General features: G+C 68.3%; 19 protein-coding genes. 8 read left to right on the top strand and 11 right to left on the bottom strand.

Annotation, left to right across the window (positions count from 1 at the left end):
• Positions 1–106: 106 nt before the first annotated feature.
• Genes AC07YS_RS30410 through glyQ form a run of 5 tightly spaced genes read right to left on the bottom strand, consistent with a single transcriptional unit; the run spans position 107 to position 5,560 of the window.
• Positions 107–1,078, bottom strand: a complete 972-nt coding sequence (locus AC07YS_RS30410; RefSeq protein ID WP_307638745.1) for a M48 family metallopeptidase — start codon at positions 1,076–1,078, stop codon at positions 107–109.
• A gap of 27 nt (positions 1,079–1,105) precedes the next feature.
• Positions 1,106–1,885 carry a lysophospholipid acyltransferase family protein gene (locus tag AC07YS_RS30415; RefSeq protein WP_307590667.1) on the bottom strand — a complete coding sequence of 260 codons (780 nt, stop codon included), beginning with the start codon at positions 1,883–1,885 and terminating at the stop codon, positions 1,106–1,108.
• Positions 1,885–2,463, bottom strand: coding sequence for a D-glycero-beta-D-manno-heptose 1,7-bisphosphate 7-phosphatase (gene gmhB, locus AC07YS_RS30420; RefSeq protein WP_070062939.1), 579 nt, complete (start codon positions 2,461–2,463; stop codon positions 1,885–1,887). The genes AC07YS_RS30415 and gmhB overlap by 1 nt, the downstream gene beginning before the upstream one ends.
• Before the next feature lie 37 nt (positions 2,464–2,500).
• Positions 2,501–4,636 carry a glycine--tRNA ligase subunit beta gene (glyS, locus tag AC07YS_RS30425; protein ID WP_495270119.1) on the bottom strand — a complete coding sequence of 712 codons (2,136 nt, stop codon included), beginning with the start codon at positions 4,634–4,636 and terminating at the stop codon, positions 2,501–2,503.
• 15 nt (positions 4,637–4,651) lie between these two features.
• Positions 4,652–5,560 (bottom strand): glycine--tRNA ligase subunit alpha, encoded by a 909-nt coding sequence (gene glyQ / locus AC07YS_RS30430; protein ID WP_056577308.1) that lies wholly within the window; start codon positions 5,558–5,560, stop codon positions 4,652–4,654.
• 227 nt (positions 5,561–5,787) lie between these two features.
• On the opposite strand from glyQ, the gene AC07YS_RS30435 reads away from it, so the two are divergent.
• The 3 genes from AC07YS_RS30435 (at position 5,788) to AC07YS_RS30445 (ending at position 8,428) form a co-directional block, all read left to right on the top strand.
• Positions 5,788–6,756 (top strand): diacylglycerol/lipid kinase family protein, encoded by a 969-nt coding sequence (locus AC07YS_RS30435; RefSeq protein ID WP_487850645.1) that lies wholly within the window; start codon positions 5,788–5,790, stop codon positions 6,754–6,756.
• Positions 6,753–7,580, top strand: a complete 828-nt coding sequence (locus tag AC07YS_RS30440) for a metallophosphoesterase family protein (protein ID WP_495270118.1) — start codon at positions 6,753–6,755, stop codon at positions 7,578–7,580. Before AC07YS_RS30435 ends, AC07YS_RS30440 begins: the two co-directional genes overlap by 4 nt.
• Positions 7,581–7,654: 74 nt before the next feature.
• Entirely contained in the window at positions 7,655–8,428 is a 774-nt protein-coding gene (locus tag AC07YS_RS30445) for a phosphatase PAP2 family protein (protein ID WP_495270117.1), read from the top strand.
• A gap of 7 nt (positions 8,429–8,435) precedes the next feature.
• Here AC07YS_RS30445 and AC07YS_RS30450 read toward each other — a convergent pair whose 3' ends face one another.
• From AC07YS_RS30450 to AC07YS_RS30475, 6 genes are all read right to left on the bottom strand, one after another.
• The gene (locus AC07YS_RS30450; RefSeq protein WP_062481776.1) at positions 8,436–9,506 is read right to left on the bottom strand and encodes an asparaginase; all 1,071 of its coding nucleotides are present in this window, start codon (positions 9,504–9,506) and stop codon (positions 8,436–8,438) included.
• Positions 9,507–9,617: 111 nt separating this feature from the next.
• Positions 9,618–10,865 (bottom strand): chromate efflux transporter, encoded by a 1,248-nt coding sequence (gene chrA, locus AC07YS_RS30455; RefSeq protein WP_495270116.1) that lies wholly within the window; start codon positions 10,863–10,865, stop codon positions 9,618–9,620.
• A 36-nt stretch (positions 10,866–10,901) separates the two neighbouring features.
• The gene (gene lnt, locus AC07YS_RS30460; RefSeq protein ID WP_495270115.1) at positions 10,902–12,530 is read right to left on the bottom strand and encodes an apolipoprotein N-acyltransferase; all 1,629 of its coding nucleotides are present in this window, start codon (positions 12,528–12,530) and stop codon (positions 10,902–10,904) included.
• A complete protein-coding gene (locus AC07YS_RS30465) occupies positions 12,530–13,408 on the bottom strand; it encodes a CorC family transporter (RefSeq protein WP_495263199.1) in 879 nt (292 codons plus the stop codon). The genes lnt and AC07YS_RS30465 overlap by 1 nt, the downstream gene beginning before the upstream one ends.
• Before the next feature lie 90 nt (positions 13,409–13,498).
• Positions 13,499–14,227: a GNAT family N-acetyltransferase gene (locus AC07YS_RS30470; protein WP_062482250.1), complete on the bottom strand. Its 729-nt coding sequence runs from the start codon at positions 14,225–14,227 to the stop codon at positions 13,499–13,501.
• A gap of 109 nt (positions 14,228–14,336) precedes the next feature.
• Positions 14,337–14,810: an Lrp/AsnC family transcriptional regulator gene (locus tag AC07YS_RS30475; RefSeq protein ID WP_062482247.1), complete on the bottom strand. Its 474-nt coding sequence runs from the start codon at positions 14,808–14,810 to the stop codon at positions 14,337–14,339.
• A 156-nt stretch (positions 14,811–14,966) separates the two neighbouring features.
• Between AC07YS_RS30475 and hppD the strand changes: the two genes are divergently transcribed.
• The 5 genes from hppD to AC07YS_RS30500 form a co-directional block, all read left to right on the top strand.
• Positions 14,967–16,094 carry a 4-hydroxyphenylpyruvate dioxygenase gene (gene hppD / locus AC07YS_RS30480; protein WP_495270114.1) on the top strand — a complete coding sequence of 376 codons (1,128 nt, stop codon included), beginning with the start codon at positions 14,967–14,969 and terminating at the stop codon, positions 16,092–16,094.
• A gap of 29 nt (positions 16,095–16,123) precedes the next feature.
• Positions 16,124–16,936, top strand: a complete 813-nt coding sequence (locus tag AC07YS_RS30485) for a transporter substrate-binding domain-containing protein (protein ID WP_495270113.1) — start codon at positions 16,124–16,126, stop codon at positions 16,934–16,936.
• A 20-nt stretch (positions 16,937–16,956) separates the two neighbouring features.
• Complete coding sequence (gene phhA / locus AC07YS_RS30490; RefSeq protein ID WP_070062950.1) at positions 16,957–17,829, top strand: phenylalanine 4-monooxygenase; 873 nt, start codon at positions 16,957–16,959, stop codon at positions 17,827–17,829.
• A 127-nt stretch (positions 17,830–17,956) separates the two neighbouring features.
• On the top strand, positions 17,957–19,648 hold the full coding sequence (locus tag AC07YS_RS30495; RefSeq protein ID WP_307697145.1) for an AMP-binding protein: 1,692 nt from the start codon (positions 17,957–17,959) through the stop codon (positions 19,646–19,648).
• Positions 19,641–20,376 (top strand): MBL fold metallo-hydrolase (locus AC07YS_RS30500; protein ID WP_495270112.1); only part of this gene is annotated, 736 nt, incomplete at its 3' end. The genes AC07YS_RS30495 and AC07YS_RS30500, both read left to right, overlap by 8 nt.

Consider the following 20,376-nt stretch of genomic DNA (forward strand, 5'->3'; position numbering starts at 1 on the left):
CAGACAGTGGGGTCGCCTTTTCTTTGCTTACTTTCTTTTGGCGAAGCAAAAGAAAGTGAGTCGCCCGCCGGGGCGAGACCCGGCCCCGGGAAGCAAAGGAACACAGTCAGCCCCACCGAGGCACAGCCTCATCCTTCAACTGCTGCCTAAGCACCCCATAGTCAGGCACCACGCTTTCAACGGTCTCCCAAAACCGATGCGAGTGATCCATCACCCGCAGATGCGCCAACTCATGCGCAACAACGTAGTCGATCACCGGCAAGCGAAAGTGAATCAACCGCCAGTTCAACCGAATCGACCCATCCGCACTCGCACTCCCCCACCGCGTAGCCGCATTGGAGAGCGACAGCTTCTGCCATGACACCCCCAGCAGCGGCGCAAAGTGATCCAGCCGTTCGATGAACAGCTTGCGAGCCTGCCGCATCAACCAGGCCTGCGCCGCATCCCGAATCTGCGAAGGCGCAGCGTTCTGCGCCACCGCCAGCCGCAGCGTCCGCGGGCCACCGCCTTCGACAGCAGGATCGAGCGTCCCGCCCACACTGGCAAACCCGTGCTTCGGATCGAGCCGAATCACCACCAGCTCGCCAAGAAAAGGAAACTCCGCCCCATCTTCCCAAGCAATCCGCGTCGCCTCAACACGCGCATTGCGCTGCTGCGTCTCCGCCAGCTTGCGCAGAATCCAGTCGGCCTTCTCACGCACCGCCGCATCGACATCGCGCAGCGTGACCCACCGCGGCGCACGCACCGACAAACCTTCGGCACCCACAAGAAAACCGATGGTCTTGCGCTGCCCCCGCTTGAATTCGTAGGCCACGCGCGCCGACCCCAGCACCACTTCGCGCGTGGCCTGCGGATGTGTGAAATTCGCCAGCGTCAGTGTGTCAGCCAACGGCACCGCAGGACGCGGATCAACGGGTCCGACAGGTGAAGGCGCGACAGCCACCACCGGCGCGGGAGCAGCAGGCGGCACAGGCGCTGGCGCCTTCTTCCGCGGCCGCCGCGGCGGCGCAGCAGCAGGCGCCGGCGTGCTCCCCAGCCCCTCGAAGAGGTCCATCGTGAACTGCAGCATTCCCCGCATGTCGGGCCCGGGTCTGAGGTTGGCGCGTCAGCCCGCTTCGCGCGGCAACGTCTGCTGCGGCTGCGCCGGGCTGTCGCTGTAGGCCTCGGGGTCGAGGCGGCGCATCTCGGCCTCGATCCAGGCTTCGACTTCGCGCATCAGCTCGTCGGGCTTGCGGCCCACGCTCGAGATCGCCGGGCCGATCGACACGTCGACCACGCCAGGGCGCTTGATGAAAGCCTTGCGCGGCCAGACCTTGGCCGAGGTGACTGCGATCGGGATCACGGGCACGCCGGTTTCGCAGGCCAGGCGCGTGCCGCCGCTCTTGTAGGTGCCCTTCTGGCCACGCGGAATGCGCGTGCCTTCGGGGAACATGATGATCCAGATGCCCTGCGCGAGCAGCTTGCGGCCCTGGTTCACCACCTTGTTGAACGCCTGCGCGCGCTGGCTCCGGTCGATGTGGATCATGTCCAGCCGCGCCATCGCCCAGCCGAAAAACGGCACGTAGATCAGTTCCTTCTTGAAAACGAAGGCCAGCGGATGCGGCATCAGCGTGGGCATGAGGAAAGTCTCGAGCGTGGACTGGTGCTTCACCAGCAGCACCGCGCCGGCGAGTTGGTCGGTCGGCAGGTTTTCCATGCCGGTCACGCGGGTCTTGATGCCCAGCAGCACGCGCGCGCCACCGATGGCCCAGCTGAGCCATTGCTCGGCCATCCAGTACAGCGGAATGCCGCGCTTCCAGAGCGAGCTGACGCACATGATGATGCCCCAGGGCACCACGGTGACAAGCATCCACAGGGCGTGGAGAACGGAACGGATAAACGCCATCAGACAGCCACCTGCAGTGCAGCCCGCGCTTCGCGCGCGAGCAAAAAGTCGACAAAGGCGGCGAGGTCTTCATGCACCCTCGTGTCCGCCGGATATTCGGGAGGCAGCGGGTGAACCCCGCGGCACGCCGCGCCCATGCCCGTGAGCAGGAGGTGCGGTTCGCAGCCGGCAGCGGCGCCGGCCTGCAGGTCGCGCAGGCTGTCGCCCGCGGTGGGCACGCCCTTCAGGTCGATGCCGAAGCGGTCGCCGATCTGAAGGAACAGCCCCTCCTTGGGCTTGCGGCAGTCGCAGCCTTCGTCGGGGCTGTGCGGGCAATAGAACACCGCATCCACCTTGCCGCCCACGGCCGCGAGCATCTTGTGCATCTTGGCGTGCATGGCGTTGAGCGAGGCCATGTCGAACAGCCCGCGGCCCAGGCCCGACTGGTTGGACGCGACCACCACATGCCAGCCCGCATGGTTGAGCCGCGCCACGGCCTCGAGCGCACCGGGCAGCGGCGTCCACTCGATGTCGCTCTTGACGAAATCTTCGCGGTGCACGTTGATCGTGCCGTTGCGGTCGAGGATGACGAGCTTCATGGCGGAACCGCTCCTGGTGGAGGGATGGGGCACGGGGTCAGACAGCCAGCCGCTCGAGCTGCGCCACGCGGTTCATCGCGCTGTGCAGCGACATCAGCAGGCCCAGGCGGTTCAGCCGCAGGTCGGCCTGCTCGGCATTGACCATCACGTCCGTGAAGAACGCATCGACCGGTTCGCGCAGCGCGGCCAGCGTCTGCAGCGAGCCGGTGTAGTCGCCCGCGTCGAACTGGGCGTTGGCAGCGGGCACGACCTGCGCCATGGCGGCGTGCAGCGCCTTCTCGGCGGGCTCCTGCAGCAGCAGTTCGCTGACATGCGCGTCGGCCTCGGGCGCCTTCTTCAGGATGTTGCCGATGCGCTTGTTGGCGGCGGCCAGTGCGGCGGCGGCGGGCAGTGCGGCAAAGGCGCGCACGGCCGCCAGCAGCTTGGGCACTTCGCCCAGGCGCTGCGGCAGCGGGGCCAGCACGGCGTCGACTTCCTGGGCGCTGGCGCCCTGCTCGCGCAGGCTGCCGGCGAGGCGGTCGAGGATGAAGTCGCGCAGCTCGACGGTGGCCTTGCTGCTGTCGAAGCCGTCGATGGCGCCGAACTGCGCGGCGGCGTCCTGCAGCAGGGCGTCGAGCCCCAGCGCGAGGTCTTTCTCGATCAGCATGCGGATCACGCCCAGCGCGTGGCGGCGCAGCGCGAACGGGTCGCGGTCGCCGGTGGGCAGGTTGCCGATGCCGAACATGCCGACCAGCGTCTCGAGCTTGTCGGCCAGCGCGACCACGAGGCCCACGCTGTTGCGCGGCAGTTCGTCGCCGGCGAAGCGCGGCTTGTAGTGGTCTTCGATGGCGTCGGCCACAGAGGCGTCGAGGCCGTCGTGCAGCGCGTAGTAGCGGCCCATGGTGCCCTGCAGCTCGGGGAACTCGCCGACCATGTCGGTCACGAGGTCGGCCTTGGCCAGTTGGGCGGCCTGGGTGGCTTGCGCGGCGAGCGTCGCGTCGCCGAGCTTCTCGGCAATGCCGCGCGCGATGTGCATCACGCGCTGCACGCGTTCGCCCTGCGTGCCGAGCTTGTTGTGATAGACCACCTTGCCCAGCGATTCGACGCGCGAGGCCAGCGATTTCTTGCGGTCCTGGTCGAAGAAGAACTTGGCGTCGGCCAGGCGCGGGCGCACCACGCGCTCGTTGCCGCCGGTCACGGCGCTCGCGTCGTCGGGGCTGATGTTGCTCACGACGAGGAACTTGTTGGTGAGCTTGGCTTGCGCGTCGAGCAGCGGGAAGTACTTCTGGTTGGCCTTCATCGTGAGGATGAGGCACTCCTGCGGCACTTCGAGGAACTCGCGCTCGAAGCTGCAGACCAGCACGTTGGGGCGCTCGACCAGCGCCGTGACTTCGTCGAGCAGCGCGTCGTCGTGGATCGGCACGGAGCCGCCGCCCACCGTCACAGCGGCGGCCGCGAGCTGGCGTGCGATTTCGGCGCGGCGCGCTTCAAAGCTGGCGATGACGGCGCCGTCGTCCTGCAGCTGCAGGGCGTAGCTGTTGGCATCGCGCAGCACCACGGGGTCGACCGCCGCCTCGAAGCGGTGGCCGTGCGTCTCGCGGCCGGCTTTCAGGCCCAGCGCCTCGATGGGCACCACGGTGTCGGCATGCAGCGCCACCAGACCGTGCGCGGGGCGCACGAAGCTCACGCTGCTCCAGCCGGGCAGTTCGCAGCCGCTTTCGAGCTGGTAGCTCATGACCTTCGGGATCGGCAGCTTGGCGATGGCTTCGGCCAGCGCCTTCTGCAGGCCTTCGGCCAGCGTGGCGCCCTTGGCGGTGCTTTCGTAGAACAGGGCTTCGGCCTTGCCGTCCATGGCGCGCTTGAGGCCGGGCACGGCCGAGGCGTCGGCGCCGAGCGCGGCCAGGCGCTTGAGCAGCGCGGGCGTCGGTTGGCCCGAGGCATCGAGCCCCACGGCCACAGGCATGAGCTTTTGCGACACGGCCTTGTCGGCGGCGCGCTCGGCCACGTGCGTGAGGTGGGCGGCCAGGCGGCGCGGCGACGCGTAGGGCGTGAGCACCGAGCCGGCTTCGGCCAGGCCTTGGGCCACAAGCTGGTCGCGCAGCACGCCCGCGAACGCCTCGCCGAGCTTCTTCAGCGCCTTGGGCGGCAGCTCTTCGACAAACAGTTCAACCAGCAGGGAGTTCTTGTTGTTCATGGGGGTCGTCATCGCTCAGGCGGCTTTCTTCGGGGGCATCTGCGCGACCCATTCGCGCGGGGCCATCGGGAAGCCCAGGCGTTCGCGGCTGTCGTAGTAGCTCTGCGCCACGCTGCGCGCGAGGTTGCGGATGCGGCCGATGTAGGCCGCGCGCTCGGTCACGCTGATCGCGCCGCGCGCGTCCAGCAGGTTGAAGCTGTGGGCGGCCTTGAGCACCTGCTCGTAGGCCGGCAGCGCGAGCTGCTCGGTCATGAGGTGCTTGGCCTGCTTTTCGTGCGCATTGAAGGCGGTGAAGAGGAACTCGGCGTCGCTGTGCTCGAAGTTGTAGGTCGACTGCTCGACCTCGTTCTGCTTGTAGACGTCGCCGTAGCTCAGGCCGTCGGTCCAGGTCAGGTTGTAGACGTTGTCCACGCCCTGCAGGTACATGGCCAGGCGTTCGAGGCCGTAGGTGATCTCGCCGGTGATGGGCTTGCAGTCGATGCCGCCGACCTGCTGGAAGTAGGTGAACTGCGTCACCTCCATGCCGTTGAGCCAGACCTCCCAGCCCAGGCCCCAGGCGCCGAGCGTGGGGTTCTCCCAGTCGTCTTCCACGAAGCGGATGTCGTTCTTCTTCAGGTCGAAGCCCAGGGCTTCCAGGCTGCCGAGGTAGAGCTCCAGGATGTTGCTGGGCGCGGGCTTGAGCACGACCTGGTACTGGTAGTAGTGCTGCAGGCGGTTGGGGTTCTCGCCGTAGCGGCCGTCCTTGGGGCGGCGGCTGGGCTGCACGTAGGCGGCCTTCCACGGCTCGGGGCCGAGCGCGCGCAGGAAGGTGGCGGTGTGCGAGGTGCCCGCGCCCACTTCCATGTCGTACGGTTGCAGCAGCGCACAGCCCTTGTCGGCCCAGTACGACTGCAGTTTGAGAATGATTTGCTGGAAGGTCAACATGAAGCTGGCCGGCGTCGGGGGCCGGACATTGGACGGGACGGTGGCGCGGCACACGCCGCGAAAGGCGACGATTTTACGTTCGCGGGAGGGCATCTCTCCCACAGCCGCTCGGGATGCCGGCTGCCGCGACAGCCCGCGCGGCTGTGGGACAAAGCCCGGCCCCGCACGCTTTTTTGCGTTTCCCGCCGCTTTCGGCACTTTCCTGCGCTTTCCCCCTCTCTCACTGCATGGCACCGCCCCACATCGGCCCCGACACCCCGTTTTTCATCGTGCTCAACGCCGGCTCCGGCAGCGAAGACGCCGCGCAGGCCCGGCAGGTCATCGACGACGCCTTTGCCGCGGACGGCCGCCGGCACCGCGTGTTCCTCGTGGACGGCCCCGGCCGCGTGCAGGCGCTGGCGCGCGAGGCGGTCGAGCGCGCCCGGGCCGTGGGCGGCGTCGTGGTGGCCGCGGGCGGCGACGGCACCATCAACGCCGTGGCCCAGGCCACGCTGGGCAGCGGCTGCCCCTTCGGCGTGCTGCCGCAGGGTACCTTCAACTATTTCAGCCGCACCCACGGCATCCCGCGCGACACGGCGCAGGCGCTGCAGGTGCTGCTCACGCAACAGCCCCGCGCGGTGCAGGTGGGGCTGGTGAACGACCGCGTGTTCCTGGTGAATGCCAGCATGGGCCTGTATGCCGACCTGCTGGAAGAACGCGAAAGCCACAAGGCACGCTTCGGCCGCCACCGCTGGATCGCCTTCTATTCGGGCCTGCTGACGGTGCTGCGCGGGCGCCATCGCCACTGGCAGTTGCGCATCGCTTCGCACGGCCACGAGCGCGACATCCGCACGCCCACGCTGTTCGTGGGCAACAACCCGTTGCAGCTGATGCAGGCGGGCGTCGACCACGCCGAAGCGCCTGAGCAGGGCCGGCTGACCGCGGTGGCGCTCAAGCCGGTCGGCCTGCTGGCGATGCCCGGGCTGCTGGTGCGCGGCGCGCTCGGCCGGCTGGGCGATGCCGACGAGGTGCTGAGCTTCCCCTTCGAGTCGATGACGGTGAAGGCCGGCCGGCTGCGCACGCCGCGCCGCGTGAAGATCGCCACCGACGGCGAGATCGACTGGGTCGACATGCCCTTGCTGTTCCGCGTGGCGCCCGACCCGCTGTGGCTGGTGCGGCCCGACAGCGCGCCCGAGCTGGAGGCGGCACGGCCATGAGCTGCCTGCTGCAAGTGTCCGACCCGCACTTCGGCACCGAGCAGCCCGAGGTGCTGCAGGCGCTCGAACGCCTGGCGCACGCGCTGGCGCCGCAGGCGGTGCTGCTGTCGGGCGACATCACGCAGCGCGCCACGCGCCGCCAGTTCGCGGCGGCGCGCGCCTTCGCCGACCGGCTGGCGGCGCCGGTGGTGGCGATTCCGGGCAACCACGACATCCCGCTGTTCCAGCTGGCGGCGCGCGTCTTCTCGCCCTACGGCCGCTACACCGAGGCCTTCGGCCCCGACCTGGAGCCGGTGTTCGTCTGCGACGACTGGCTGGTGGTCACGGTCAACACGACGCGCTGGTACCGGCACGAGGACGGCGAGGTGTCGCCCGCTCAGGTCGAGCGCGTGGCGGCGCGGCTGGCACAGGCTTCGCCCCGGCAGGTGCGCGTGGTCGTGACGCACCAGCCGGTGCTGGTGACGCGGCCCGAAGACCGGCAGAACCGACTGCACGGGCGCGCGGCGGCGGTGGCGCGCTGGACGGCGGCGGGCGCCGACCTGATCGTCGGCGGCCACATCCACCTGCCTTTCGTGCGCCCGCTGGACGAGCGCTTTCCGGGCTGCCCGCCCACGGCCTGGGCGGTGCAGGCCGGCACCGCCGTGTCGACGCGCGTGCGCTGGGACGCGCCGAACTCGGTGAACGTGCTGCGCGCGGAGGCGCCCGGCGACGGCGCGCAGCGCGTGTGCGTGGTCGAGCGCTGGGACCATTCGGCGGCAGACAAAGCCTTCACGCGCGTCGACCTATTGCGGCTTCCGCTTGCCAGCCGCGCGACGGCCCCTTAGGGTTGCGCCGCATGCCTCCTGCGGACACCCTCCTTCTTTCTTCTTCAGCCCCCTTGGTTCTTCTTGCACAACAGTTGGGCGAACACGCCCTGGCCTGGTTCGCGCTCGCGCTGACCGTGTCGGTGCTCGGCGCCGGCCTCGCCTGCCGGATGCTGCAGCAGCGCCATCCGCTGCCCGACACCGGCGAGCCTGACGAATCGCGCCTGGCGTTCGGACTTGGACTGGGCTTCGTGCTGATCCTCGCGGCGGCTTTTCTGGTTGCATGGATCGCCTCGCACCTCGGCGACGGCCGCACCATGGGCCGCGCCGACCAGGCGCTGGCCGACGCCATCGCCGCCCATGTGCCGTGGGGCGCGCTCGTGAGCTTCAGCTGGCTCACGCACCTGGGCGACGCGCAGCTGCTCGCGCCCGTGTGCGGGCTGGTCGCGCTGCTGCTGTGGCGCCACGCACACCGCGGCCTGGCGCTGGGCTGGGTGACCGCGCTCGGCGGCATCGTGGTGCTGAACCCCGCGCTCAAGCACATCTTTGCGCGGGCCCGGCCGGTGCATGACCACGGGCTGGCGCTGGAAACGAGCTTCAGCTTTCCCAGCGGCCACAGCGCGGGCGCGATCGTGAGCTACGGGATGCTGCTGTACCTGGCGCTGCGGCTGCTGCCGGCGCGCTGGCATGTGCCGGCCGCCATGGCCGCGGTGGCGGCCATCGTCACCATCGCCTGCAGCCGGGTCTTCCTGCAGGTGCACTTCGCGAGCGATGTCGCGGCCGGCCTGCTGACCGGCCTGGGCTGGCTGCTGGTGTGCGTGAGCAGCCTGGAATACGCGCGGCACCGCAAGCGCCGCACCGCGCGCTGACCTGGGATCAGTACTCCCAGAAGATGCGTTGCAGTTCTTTGGTGTTGTTGGTCTTGGTCAAGGCCACCATCGCCAGGATGCGCGCCTTCTGCGGGCGCAGGTCGTGCGCCACCACCCAGTCGTACTTGTCGTCGGGCTGCTCGGCATTGCGGATCACGAAGCCGTCGGGCACGCGCGAGCTGCGGATGACGATCACGCCATCGGTGCGCGCCTTCTGCAGGTTCGGCACGATGCGGTCGGCCACCGAGCCGTTGCCCGTGCCGCCGTGGATCAGCGCCTTGGCGCCGCTCTTGGCGATCGCGTCGATGGCCACCGACGACACGCCTTCGTAGCCCATCGCGATCTCGACCGGCGGCAGCGCGGTGATGGTGTCGATGTTGAACTCCGAGTTCGTGGTGTGGCGCTTCACCGGCGCGCGGAACCAGTAGTTCTTGCCCTCGACGATCATGCCCAGCGGACCCCACTGGCTGGAGAACGCGCTGGTCTTGATGTTGACGTTCTTGCTCACGTCGCGGCCGGTGTCGATGTTGTCTCCCATCGTCACCAGCACGCCCTTGCCCATCGCGTCCTTGCTGCCCGCCACGTTCACGGCGTCGTACAGGTTGAGCGCGCCGTCGGCCGACAGGGCCGTGCCCGGGCGCATCGAGCCGACCACCACGATCGGCTTGTTGGTGTGTACGGTCAGCGTCAGGAAGTAGGCGGTTTCTTCCAGCGTGTCGGTGCCGTGGGTGATCACGATGCCGTCGACGTCCGACTGCTTGGACAGTGCCGAGACGCGCTTGGCCAGCGTCATCAGGTTGTCGTTGGTGAGGCTTTCCGATGCGACCTGGAACACCTGCTCGCCGCGCACGTTGGCGACCTTGGCCAGCTCGGGCAGGCCGGCGATCAGCTTCTCGACGCCGACCTTGGCGGCCGCGTAGGTGGCGCTGTTGACGGCCGACGCGCCGGCGCCGGCGATGGTGCCGCCGGTCGCCAGGATCACCACGTTGGGCAGCGCCTGCTGGGCCTGCGCGAGCGCGCTGGCCGCGAGCAGTGCGGCACCGGCCGCAAAGGCACGGAAATGGGTAGAAAAGTACATACGGGCTCCTTGGTTTGAGGATGATTTCTCGAGGCGGCGAGGAAGATACATGAACCATGCCCGCATGCCATGCCGCTGCATGCCGGCATGGCATGCGGTCATGCGCCGGCCTTAGAGGGCCAGCAGCCAGCCCGCCACCGCCGCCAGCCCGACGACCCACACCGGCGACATTCGCGCGTAGACGAGCAAGCCGAACGCCGCCAGCGCCAGCCCGAAATCGGCCTTCGAGTGGATGGCGCTCGTCCACACCGGGTCGTAGAGCGCGGCGAGCAGCACGCCGACGACCGCCGCGTTGACGCCCGCCATCGCGCGCTGGACCGCATCGCGTTGGCGCAGCGTCTCCCAAAACGGCAGCGCCCCCACCACCAGCAGGAAGGCCGGCAGGAAGATGGCCAGCAGCAGCGCCAAGCCACCCACCCATCCGCCGAACGGCCCCGGCATCGCGGCGCCGAGGAAGGCCGCGAAGGTGAACAAGGGCCCCGGCACGGCCTGCGCTGCGCCGTAACCCGCCAGGAACACGTCGTTCGAGACCAGGCCTGTCGGCACCACGCTTGCCTGCAGCAAGGGCAGCACGACATGGCCGCCGCCGAACACCAGCGCGCCCGACCGGTAGAAGGATGCGATGACGGACAGCGGTGGCCACTGCGTCGCCGCGGCCAGCATCGGCAGTGCGACGAGCAGCGCGGCGAACAGGCCCAGCAGCGCGGCACCGGTCGCCTTGCTCACGCCGTGGTCGCGGTGCTGCGCGGCGGGCAGGTGGCCGGGCGGCAGCGCCCATCGGCCGACGACGCCCCCGGCGACGATGGCGGCGATCTGCCCCATGGCCGAAGGCACAGCGAGCACCAGCAGCGCCGCGACGATGGCCACGCCCGCGCGCAGCCGGTCGGGGCACAGCGACTTCGCCATGCCCCACACCGCCTGCGCCACGACGGCCACCGCGACGACCTTCAGCCCGTGCACCGCGCCCGATTGCGCCAGGCCCGCCCAGTGCGTGACGCCGGCCGCAAAGAGGATGAGCGCCACGGCGGACGGCAGCGTGAACCCGAGCCACGCCGCCAGCGCCCCGCCCCAGCCCGCGCGGCCGAGCCCCAGCGCGATGCCGACCTGGCTGCTCGCGGGCCCGGGGAGGAACTGGCACAGCGCCACGAGGTCGGAATAGCGCTTGTCGTCGAGCCACTTGCGGCGCTCCACGAACTCCGTGCGGAAGTAGCCCAGGTGCGCCACCGGCCCGCCGAAAGAGGTCAGGCCCAGCTTCAGGAAGGCGAGAAAGACTTCGAGCACCGAGCCCCTGGCGCGAAGGTCGCCTGTGCCATCGACAACGGATGGCGCGGCGGGCTTGGGGCGGTGATGGTGCTTCATGGACGATGACGTCGAATGCGCATCCGCCGGTGCGCCTCAGCCCCGGGTGCGCCCGGGCCGGAAGAAGACCGCGCCCAGCACGACGATCGCCAGCGCCGCGATCCACAGCGGCCACAGGCCGAACGGTGCGACCCAGCGCGCGAAGGGCGTGAGCCCGCGCCGGCCTTCGACCGGCGCTTCGAGCACGCCGCGCGTGAGGCGCGGCAGCTGGTGCGTGACGCGGCCCGCGGCGTCGATCACCACGGTGGCGCCGGTGTTGGTGGACCGCACCATCGGCCGCGCGAACTCGAGCGCGCGCATGCGCGAGATGGCCAGGTGCTGGTCGATGGCGACCGAGTCGCCGAACCAGGCGATGTTGCTGACGTTGAGCAGGATGGTCGGCGCCGTGGCCTCGTCGCGGAAGTTCGCGCCGATCTCGTCGCCGAACAAATCTTCGTAGCAGATGTTGGGCGCGATGCGCTGGCCCTGCCAGACGAAAGGCGCCTGCGCCAGCCCGCCGCGCTCGAAATCGCCGAGCGGGATGCTCATCATGCGGATGAACCAGCGAAAGCCCGGCGGAATGAATTCGCCGAAAGGCACGAGGTGGTGCTTGCTGTAGGCGTAGGGCTGCGCCGCGCCACCGGGCATGAAGCCGAGCACGGCGTTGCGGTAGGTGCCCGGCCCGTCGCCGAGCGGCAGGCCGACGATGGCGGCCTGCTGCGAGCCCGGCTGGCCGTAGCGTTCCTGGATGCTGTCGAGGTAGCCGGCGGGCAGCTGGCGCGGCAGCAGCGGCAGCGCCGTTTCGGGCGTGACCACGAGCTGGGCCTTGGCGTCGCGCAGCTGTTCGGCGTACCAGCGCAAGGCGGTTTCGATGCCACCGCCCGGAATGAATTTCTCGTCCTGCGGGATGTTGCCCTGCAGCAGTGCGACCTGCAGCGTGCCGGCAGTGCCCTTCGCGCCGCGCGCATCGGCAGGCAGCGGCGAGACGAGGTTCGGCAGCACGAAGACCGCGGCGAGCAGCACCACGGCCAGCGCCGTCGGCACCACGCCGCGCAGCGGCAGGCGTCGCGCGACCAGCGCCACGGCCAGGGCCGCCGCGGCGCCGATGCCGTACACGCCGACCCACGGCGCCAGCGCGGCCAGCGGGCCGTCGACATGGGCGTAGCCGCCCGCGCCCCAGGGAAAGCCGGTGAACCAGCTGCCGCGCACGAGCTCGGCCAGCGTCCACAGCGCCGCGAACACGAAGGCGCCGGCGACGCGCCCCGTCGGCCCGCGCACCACGAACCAGGCACAGGCCACGGCGTAGTAGAGCCCGAGCGCCGCCGCCAGCGCGAGCACGGCGATCACCGCCAGCGGCGCCGGCAGCCCGCCGTAGGTGTGCATCGAGATGAAGAGCCACCAGAAGCTGCCGGTGAGCCAGGCGGTCGCGAACACCCAGCCGTGCAGGCCGGCGCGGCGCCAGCCCGCGCCTTGGGCGCGCAGGCCGTCGAGCAGCCAGACCAGCCCCGCCAGCGACAGCAGCTGCAGCCACCACAGCGGACGGCCGTCACCGGGCCAGGCGATGGACAGGGCTTGCGCCACGCCCGCCAGACCGAAGCCGAGCAGGCGAAGCAGCCCGGAGGCGGCGGAGGAAGGGGGAGAGGTGGGCGAGACGCGGGCCGGGGCCGCTGCTGCGGGCGCCGGCATCAGTCGGCCGCGTCGCCGCCGCGCGCCGGCGACACCCGGAACCAGCGCACCGCGCCGCCCTTGGTGTGCAGCACGACGAAGTCGAAGCCGCCGATGGCGTGGTGCTCGCCGCGCTTGGGCACGTGGCCCATCTCGTGCGCGATGAGTCCGCCGATGGTGTCGAAGTCTTCGCTCAGCTGTTCTTCATTGAAGACGATGCCGAAGGCCTCCGCCACGCGCTCGATGGGCGTGTCGCCCGAGACGCGGTAGGTGTGGTCGGCCAGGCCGAAGATGTCGCCCTCGTCTTCGGCGATGTCGAACTCGTCCTCGATCTCGCCGACGATCTGCTCGAGCACGTCTTCGATGGTGATGAGGCCGGCCACGCGGCCGAACTCGTCGATGACGATGGCCAGGTGGTTGCGGTTGCCGCGGAACTCGCGCAGCAGGTCGTTCAGGCCCTTGCTCTCGGGCACGAAGGTGGCCGGACGCAGCAAGGCGCGGATGTTCAGGCCCGGCGCGCGCTGCAGCTTGAGCAGGTCCTTCGCGAGCAGGATGCCGATGATGTTTTCTTTTTCGCCCTCGTAGACCGGAAAGCGCGAGTGCGCGGTCTGGATCACGGCGTGCAGCAGCGCGTCGAAGGGCGCGTCGATGTCCACGAGGTCCATGCGCGGCGCCGCGACCATCACGTCACCGGCCGTCATGTCGGCCATGCGCAGCACGCCTTCGAGCATCACGCGCGATTCGGCGCCGATCACCTCGTTGTCCTCGGCATCGGCGAGGGTTTCGATCAGCTCGTCGCGCGAATCGGGGCCGGGGTGGATGAATTCGGCGAGCTTCTGGAGAAAGCCACGCTTGTCTTCCCGTTCAACGGGAGCGCGTTCAGGGTGAGGGTCGGCCACTGCGGGAGGGCGGAGTTGAAGAGAGACAAGGATAACGGATTGCGCATGACAGGCTCTACCGTCCGGCCGGCATAGGCCGGCCTTGCCCGCTCAAGGTGCAGATTTGCTGCGCGCGTCGCGCATGCCGCTGCGCACTTCCTGCAGGCTCGCCAGGAAGGCCCAGAACTGCTTGGCGCGGCTCTTGAGCGCGAAATCGACGGCGGCGTAATGCTCCAGCGCGATCTCGCTCATGCGGCTGTCGAAGGTGGCGGTGGGCAGCTGCAGGTGCGCTTCCGACTCGGAGCCGCTGCGCACCACGGTGGCGCCGGCGTTGCGGGCGATCTTGAGCATGGCGGCGTTTTCGCTCAGCGCATGGATGAAGAGCATGCCCACGCCTTCGTTGCGCGCGGCGACCACGGCGCGTTCGAACAGGCGCGCACCATAACCGCGGCCGCGGGCGTGCGACGACACGGACACGCCGAATTCGGCGCAGTCGCTGTGCTGGTCGCCGGGCGCGTAGGCCACGTGCGCCATCGCGATCAGGTCGAGGCGGCGGTTGTAGATGCCGAACAGTTCGTCACGGTCGAAGTCCAGGCCTTCGACATAGCGCAGGACCTGCTCGTCGGCCGCGGCATAGCCGAAGCGCAGATAGCGGTCGTGCGGCGTCAGGTCCAGCAGGTGGCGCGCGATGCGTTCGCGCTCGCGCGGGCCGATCGAGCGGATCGGCACCATGACGGGTGGGGGCGCGCTGACGGCGCGCGGTTGCGCCTCAACCATCGGCGCCTTCAGGAAAGAGCCGAGGCCGAGAGACGCTTTGAGGAGGGTCTTGGCGGTAAGCATGGCTCCAATGTAAGGGTTTTCCCTTAATCACCAAGCCCGCAAGGACACTTTCAGGACGCATTCGTGACTCGATACCAGAGTCCGTGGTGTTTCCGCAACCAATTTGTGGTTAAACGGGTACAGATGTTGTGGCTTTGACACGATCGAGCACGAAGCTGGTCTTGCAGTCTTCGACGCTGGGGTGCTTCAGCAGGGTGTCCATGATGAAGCGGCTGTAGTGCGCCATATCGGCCACCACGACGCGCAGCAGGTAGTCCATGTCGCCGGTGAGGGCCGCGCACTCGACCACCTCGGGCCAGGTCTGCACGCTGGCGCGGAACAGGTCCATGGGGTTGCGCTTGTGGGTTTCGGTGTGCTTTTCGAGCCGCACGTTCAGGTAGGCCGTGAGGCCCAGGCCGACCGCCTCGGGTTGGACCAGCGCCACGTAGCGGTCGATGACCTTGTGCTCCTCGAGCCGCTTGACCCGCCGCAGCACGGCGCTGGGCGACAGGCTGACCTGCTCCGCGATCTGGTCGTAGGTGGCGCGGCCGTCTGCTTGCAGCATGCGCAAAATGAGCCGATCTATCTTGTCGAGTGCTTCCATTTCGTCATTTTTGCAGTTTTACTGCGTCATGGCCACCCAGGGCGCCCAGAAACGCAGAAAACCTGAACGCCTTCCGCCCTACAGTGCAGCACGGCCCGAATCCGGGCCTTTGTTTTCTTTTCTGCACAACTTCCCCACTTTTCGGAGACAGCACCCATGAGCCACGCCGACGCCCCCGCCTTCACGCCCTGGGAGAACCCGATGGGCACCGACGGCTTCGAATTCATCGAGTACGCGGCACCCGATCCGGTCGCGATGGGCAAGGTGTTCGAGCGCATGGGCTTCGTGGCCATCGCCAAGCACCGCCACAAGAACGTGCTGCTGTACCGCCAGGGCACGATCAACTTCATCCTGAACGCCGAGCCCGATTCGTTCGCCCAGCGTTTCGCGCGCGAGCACGGCCCGAGCGTGTGCGCCATCGCCTTCCGCGTGCAGGACGCCAAGCAGGCCTACGAGCGCGCCACCGCGCTGGGCGCCTGGGGCTTCGCCGACAAGGCCGGCCCGGGCGAGCTGAACATCCCCGCCATCAAAGGCATCGGCGACAGCCTGATCTACCTGGTGGACCGCTGGCCGGGCAAGAACGGCGCGCAGCCGGGCGACATCGGCAACATCGGCTTCTACGACGTGGACTTCGAGGCGCTGCCGGGCGTGTCGTCGCAGGACGCGCTGGCGCGCAAGGGCAACGGCCTGACCTACATCGACCACCTGACGCACAACGTGTACCGCGGCCGCATGGACGTGTGGGCCAATTTCTACGAGAAGCTCTTCAACTTCCGCGAAGTGAAGTACTTCGACATCGAGGGCCAGGTGACGGGCGTGAAGAGCAAGGCCATGACCAGCCCCTGCGGCAAGATCCGCATCCCGATCAACGAAGAGGGCAAGGAACAGGCCGGCCAGATCCAGGAGTACCTGGACATGTACAAGGGCGAGGGCATCCAGCACATCGCCATGGGCTCGGACAACCTGTACGAGAGCGTCGACGCGCTGCGCGCCAACGGCGTGACGCTGCTGGACACCATCGACACCTACTACGAGCTGATCGACAAGCGCATTCCCGAGCACGGCGAAAGCGTGGCCGAGCTGAAGAGCCGCAAGATCCTGATCGACGGCAAGAAGGACGCGCTGCTGCTGCAGATCTTCAGCGAGAACCAGCTGGGCCCGATCTTCTTCGAGTTCATCCAGCGCAAGGGCGACGACGGCTTCGGCAACGGCAACTTCAAGGCGCTGTTCGAGAGCATCGAGCTCGACCAGATGCGCCGTGGCGTGCTGAGCGCCGCAAAATAAGGCGCTTCACCACTGCCCTGGAGCCCGGCATGCGCCACGCGTCTTCTTCGACTGTCGTCACTTCCTTTGTCGCGGCAGCCGCCGCTGCGGTCGTGCTCGCGGGCTGCGCCTCGGCGCCGACCGCGGCCGGCCCGGGCGCCTCGCACCTGGACACGGTGCAGAAGGCGGCGGTGCTGCGCATCTGCACGCCGGGCGACTACCGGCCCTTCAGCTTCCAGAAGGCCGACGCCTCGTTCGAAGGCATCGACGTCGACCTGATGGCCGGCTTCAGCGCCAGCCTCGGCGCCAAGCCCGAATGGGTCAAGACGACGTGGGCCAACCTGCTGCCCGACCTGGCCGCGGGCAAGTGCGACATCGCCGTGGGCGGCGTGTCGGTGACCACCGACCGCCAGAAGCGTGCCTTCTTCAGCGCGCCCTACATGGTCAACGGCAAGACGCCCATCGCGCGCTGCGCCGACGTGGCCAAGTACCAGAGCGTGGCGGCCATCGACCAGCCGTCGACCCGCGTGATCTTCAACCCGGGCGGCAGCAACGAACGCTTCGCCCGTACCAACTTCAAGCAGGCCAGGCTCACGCTGCACGGCGAGAACGTCACGATCTTCGACGAGATCCTGGCCAACCGCGCCGACGTGTTCGTCACCGAATCGGCCGAGGCCATCACGCAGCAGAAGCTCAAGCCCGGGCTGTGCGCCGTGAACCCCGACAAGCCGCTGCAGTACGGCGAGATGGCCTGGATGCTGCCGCGCGACGACGTGGCTTTCAAATCGTATGTCGACCAATGGCTGCACCTGCAGCAAGCCGGCGGCGACTTCCAGCGCGTGATGGACCGCTGGCTCAAGTAACCCGAGAAACCGAACGCCCCATGGATTCCCCCGCCGCCGTTGTCACTCCCGCCGTCTATGGCGCCTCCGATCGCCCGCCGCGCGGCGACTACTCGCGCGGCGGTTCGGTGCAAGCCGACTACACCTGCCCGCAGGACTGGGCCAGCTACACGGCGGCCGACCACGACACCTACAAGCGGCTGTACGAACGCCAGGCCGCGCAGCTGACGGGCCTGGCCTGCGATGCTTTCATCAAGTCGCTGCCGCTGCTCGGCGTGAAGGACCGCATCCCGCGCTTCGAGGAACTCAACGAGCGCCTGCACCGCGCCACCGGCTGGGAGATCGTCGCGGTGCCGGGGCTGATTCCCGAGCTGCCCTTCTTCACGCTGCTGGCGAACCGCAAGTTCCCGGTGACCGACTGGATCCGCAAGCCCGAAGAGTTCGACTACATCGTCGAGCCCGACGTGTTCCACGACCTGTTCGGCCACGTGCCGATGCTGTTCGACCCGACCTTCGCCGACTACGTGCAGCGCTACGGCCAGGGCGGCATCAAGGCGCACGAGCTGGGCGCCGGCGAGAAGCTGGCGCGGCTGTACTGGTACACGGTCGAGTTCGGCCTGATCCGCCAGCCCGAGGGCCTGCGCGCCTACGGCGCCGGCATCCTGAGCTCGGTCGGCGAGCTGCAGCACGCGGTGCGCAGCCCCGAGCCGCACCGCCTCCCGCTCGACCTGCTGCGCACCATGCGCACGCAATACAAGATCGACACCTACCAGGCCAACTACTTCGTGATCGAGAACTTCGCGCAGCTCTTCGATCTCACGGCCCCGGACTTCACGCCGCTGTACCGCGCGCTCGAGGTGCAGCCCGACATCCCGGCCGGCGTGCTGCTGCCGGGCGAATCCGGCAACGCCTGATCGCATCGCTGTGACCCGGGCGCGCACGGCGGCTATCGCCTGCGCGACACCGGGCATGCGCCCCTAGGACAAGCCCGCTGGCGGCTGGGAGGCATTGGCTCCCACAATCCGCGCCAAAGGAGCTTGCATGCAGACATCCGCGCGACAGAACTACCCGGCCGGCGTGCCGCACGAGATTCATCCGGAGCAGTACCGCTCCCTGCCTCACATGTTCGACGAGGCCTTCGGCCGCTACAAGGATCGGCCGTTCTCGGTCTGCATGGAGCGGTGGATGTCGTACGGCGAGCTCGACACGCTCTCCAAGGCGATGGGTGCCTGGCTGCAATCGCAGGGCCTCGCGCCCGGTGCGCGGGTGGCGATCATGCTGCCCAACGTGCCGCAGTTCGCGGTCACGATGTGTGCCGTGCTGCGCGCGGGCTACACCTGCGTCAACGTCAATCCGCTGTACACGGCGCGCGAGTTGGAGCACCAGCTCAAGGACTCCGGCGCCACCGCCATCGTCATCCTCGAGAACTTTGCCGCCACGCTCGAACAGGTGATCGAGCGCACGCCGGTCAAGCACGTGGTGATGACCGCGATGGGCGACCTGCTCGGCGGGCTGTACGGCGCCTGGATCACGGTGGCCGTGCGCCACCTGGCCAAGATGGTGCCGCCCTACAAGCTGCCGTTGAGCGACGGCCGCACGGTCACGCCGTTCAAGCAGGCGATTGCCGAAGGCCGCGGGCGCACGCTCGGGCCCGATCAGAGCACGCTCGATTCGATCGCCTTCCTGCAGTACACGGGTGGCACCACCGGCCTGTCGAAGGGCGCGGTACTGACCCACCGCAACATCGTGGCCGCCACGCTGCAGGCCGAGGCCTGGTTCACGCCTGCGCTGGCGCGGGCCGGCGACCTGGCGAAGGTCAACAGCATCGCCGCGCTGCCGCTGTATCACATCTTCGCGCTGACCCTGTGCCTGCTGGTGATCCGCCAGGGCTCGCACATGACGCTGATTCCGAACCCGCGCGACTTCAACAAGTTCGTCGCGGTGTTGAAGAAGCGGCCCTTCCACATGCTGCCGGCGGTGAACACCCTGTTCAATGCGCTGCTGATGCACCCGGAGTTCAAGACGGTCGACTTTTCGACGCTGTTCGTCTCGCAGGCCGGCGGCATGGCTGCCTCCGAAGGCACGGCGCGCAAGTGGTTCGAAGCCACCGGCTGCCCGATGATCGAAGGCTGGGGCATGAGCGAGACCTGCGCGATCGGCACCAACAACCCGGTGTCGAACACGAAGTTCACGGGCACCATCGGCCTGCCGTTGCCGAGCATTGAGATCGCAATCAAGGACGATGAAGGCCAATCGCTGCCGATCGGCCAGGCGGGCGAGCTGTGCATCAAGGGGCCGAACGTGATGACCGGCTATTACAACCAGCCCGCCGAGACGGCCGCAGCCTTCACGGCCGACGGCTTCATGCGCACCGGCGACATCGCCGTGATGCAGGAAGACGGCTACAGCCGGATCGTCGACCGCAAGAAGGACATGATCCTCGTGAGCGGTTTCAACGTGTTCCCCAACGAGTTGGAGAACGTGATCTCGCTGTGCCCCGGCGTCGTCGAATGCGCGGCCGTGGGTGTGCCGGACGAGAAACAGGGCGAAGCCATCAAGGTTTTCGTGGTCCGCAAGGATCCGACGCTGACGGAAGACGCCGTGCTCCAGTACTGCAACGGACAGCTCACCGGCTACAAACGGCCGAAGCACATCGAGTTCCGCGAGTCGCTGCCCAAGACCAACGTGGGGAAGATCCTGCGGCGCGAGTTGCGCACCAGCGCCGGTGCCTGAGCGCGTGGGGCGCCACGGGGAAGCCAGCGCCGGGCTGCCGGCGAATGTCATCGTGTTCGAGCGGGGCTGGCTGTCTTCGAACAACATCCTCTTCGTCGGAGCCGAGGAAACGGCGCTGGTCGACACCGGCTATGCCACGCATGCCGATCAGACGCTGGCCTTGGTGGAGTCGGTGTTGGGCAAACGTCCACTCGATCGGGTGCTAAACACACATCTGCACAGCGATCACTGCGGGGGGAACGCGGCGTTGCAGCTGCGTTATCCATCGCTGCGGACGGACATTCCGCCTGGGGAGGCTGCGCTGGTCGAGCGATGGGATGCGCAGAGTCTGAGTTTTCTTGCGACGGGGCAGAGTTGCCCACGTTTTGGCTTCACCGGACTGCTCGAGCCTGGCACTGAATGCCTGCTGGGAGACAGTGCGTGGCAGGTGCATGGGGCTCCGGGCCACGATCCGCACTCGGTGATCCTGTTCGACCCGGTGTCGCGGACCCTGATTTCAGCGGATGCGCTTTGGGAGAACGGGTTTGGCATCGCTTTTCCGGAACTGATGGGCGAACCCTCGTTCGGAGACATTGCGGCTACGCTCGATTTGATTGAGAAGTTGTCGCCGCACCAAGTGATCCCGGGGCATGGCGGCGTTTTTACCGATGGCGAGCGCGCCTTGCATACGGCGCGCAAGCGACTGTCTGGCTTGCAGCGCGACCCAGTGAAGCACGCGCGTCATGCCA

The organism is Variovorax sp. GW458-11-26-14-LB1, from assembly GCF_059423965.1.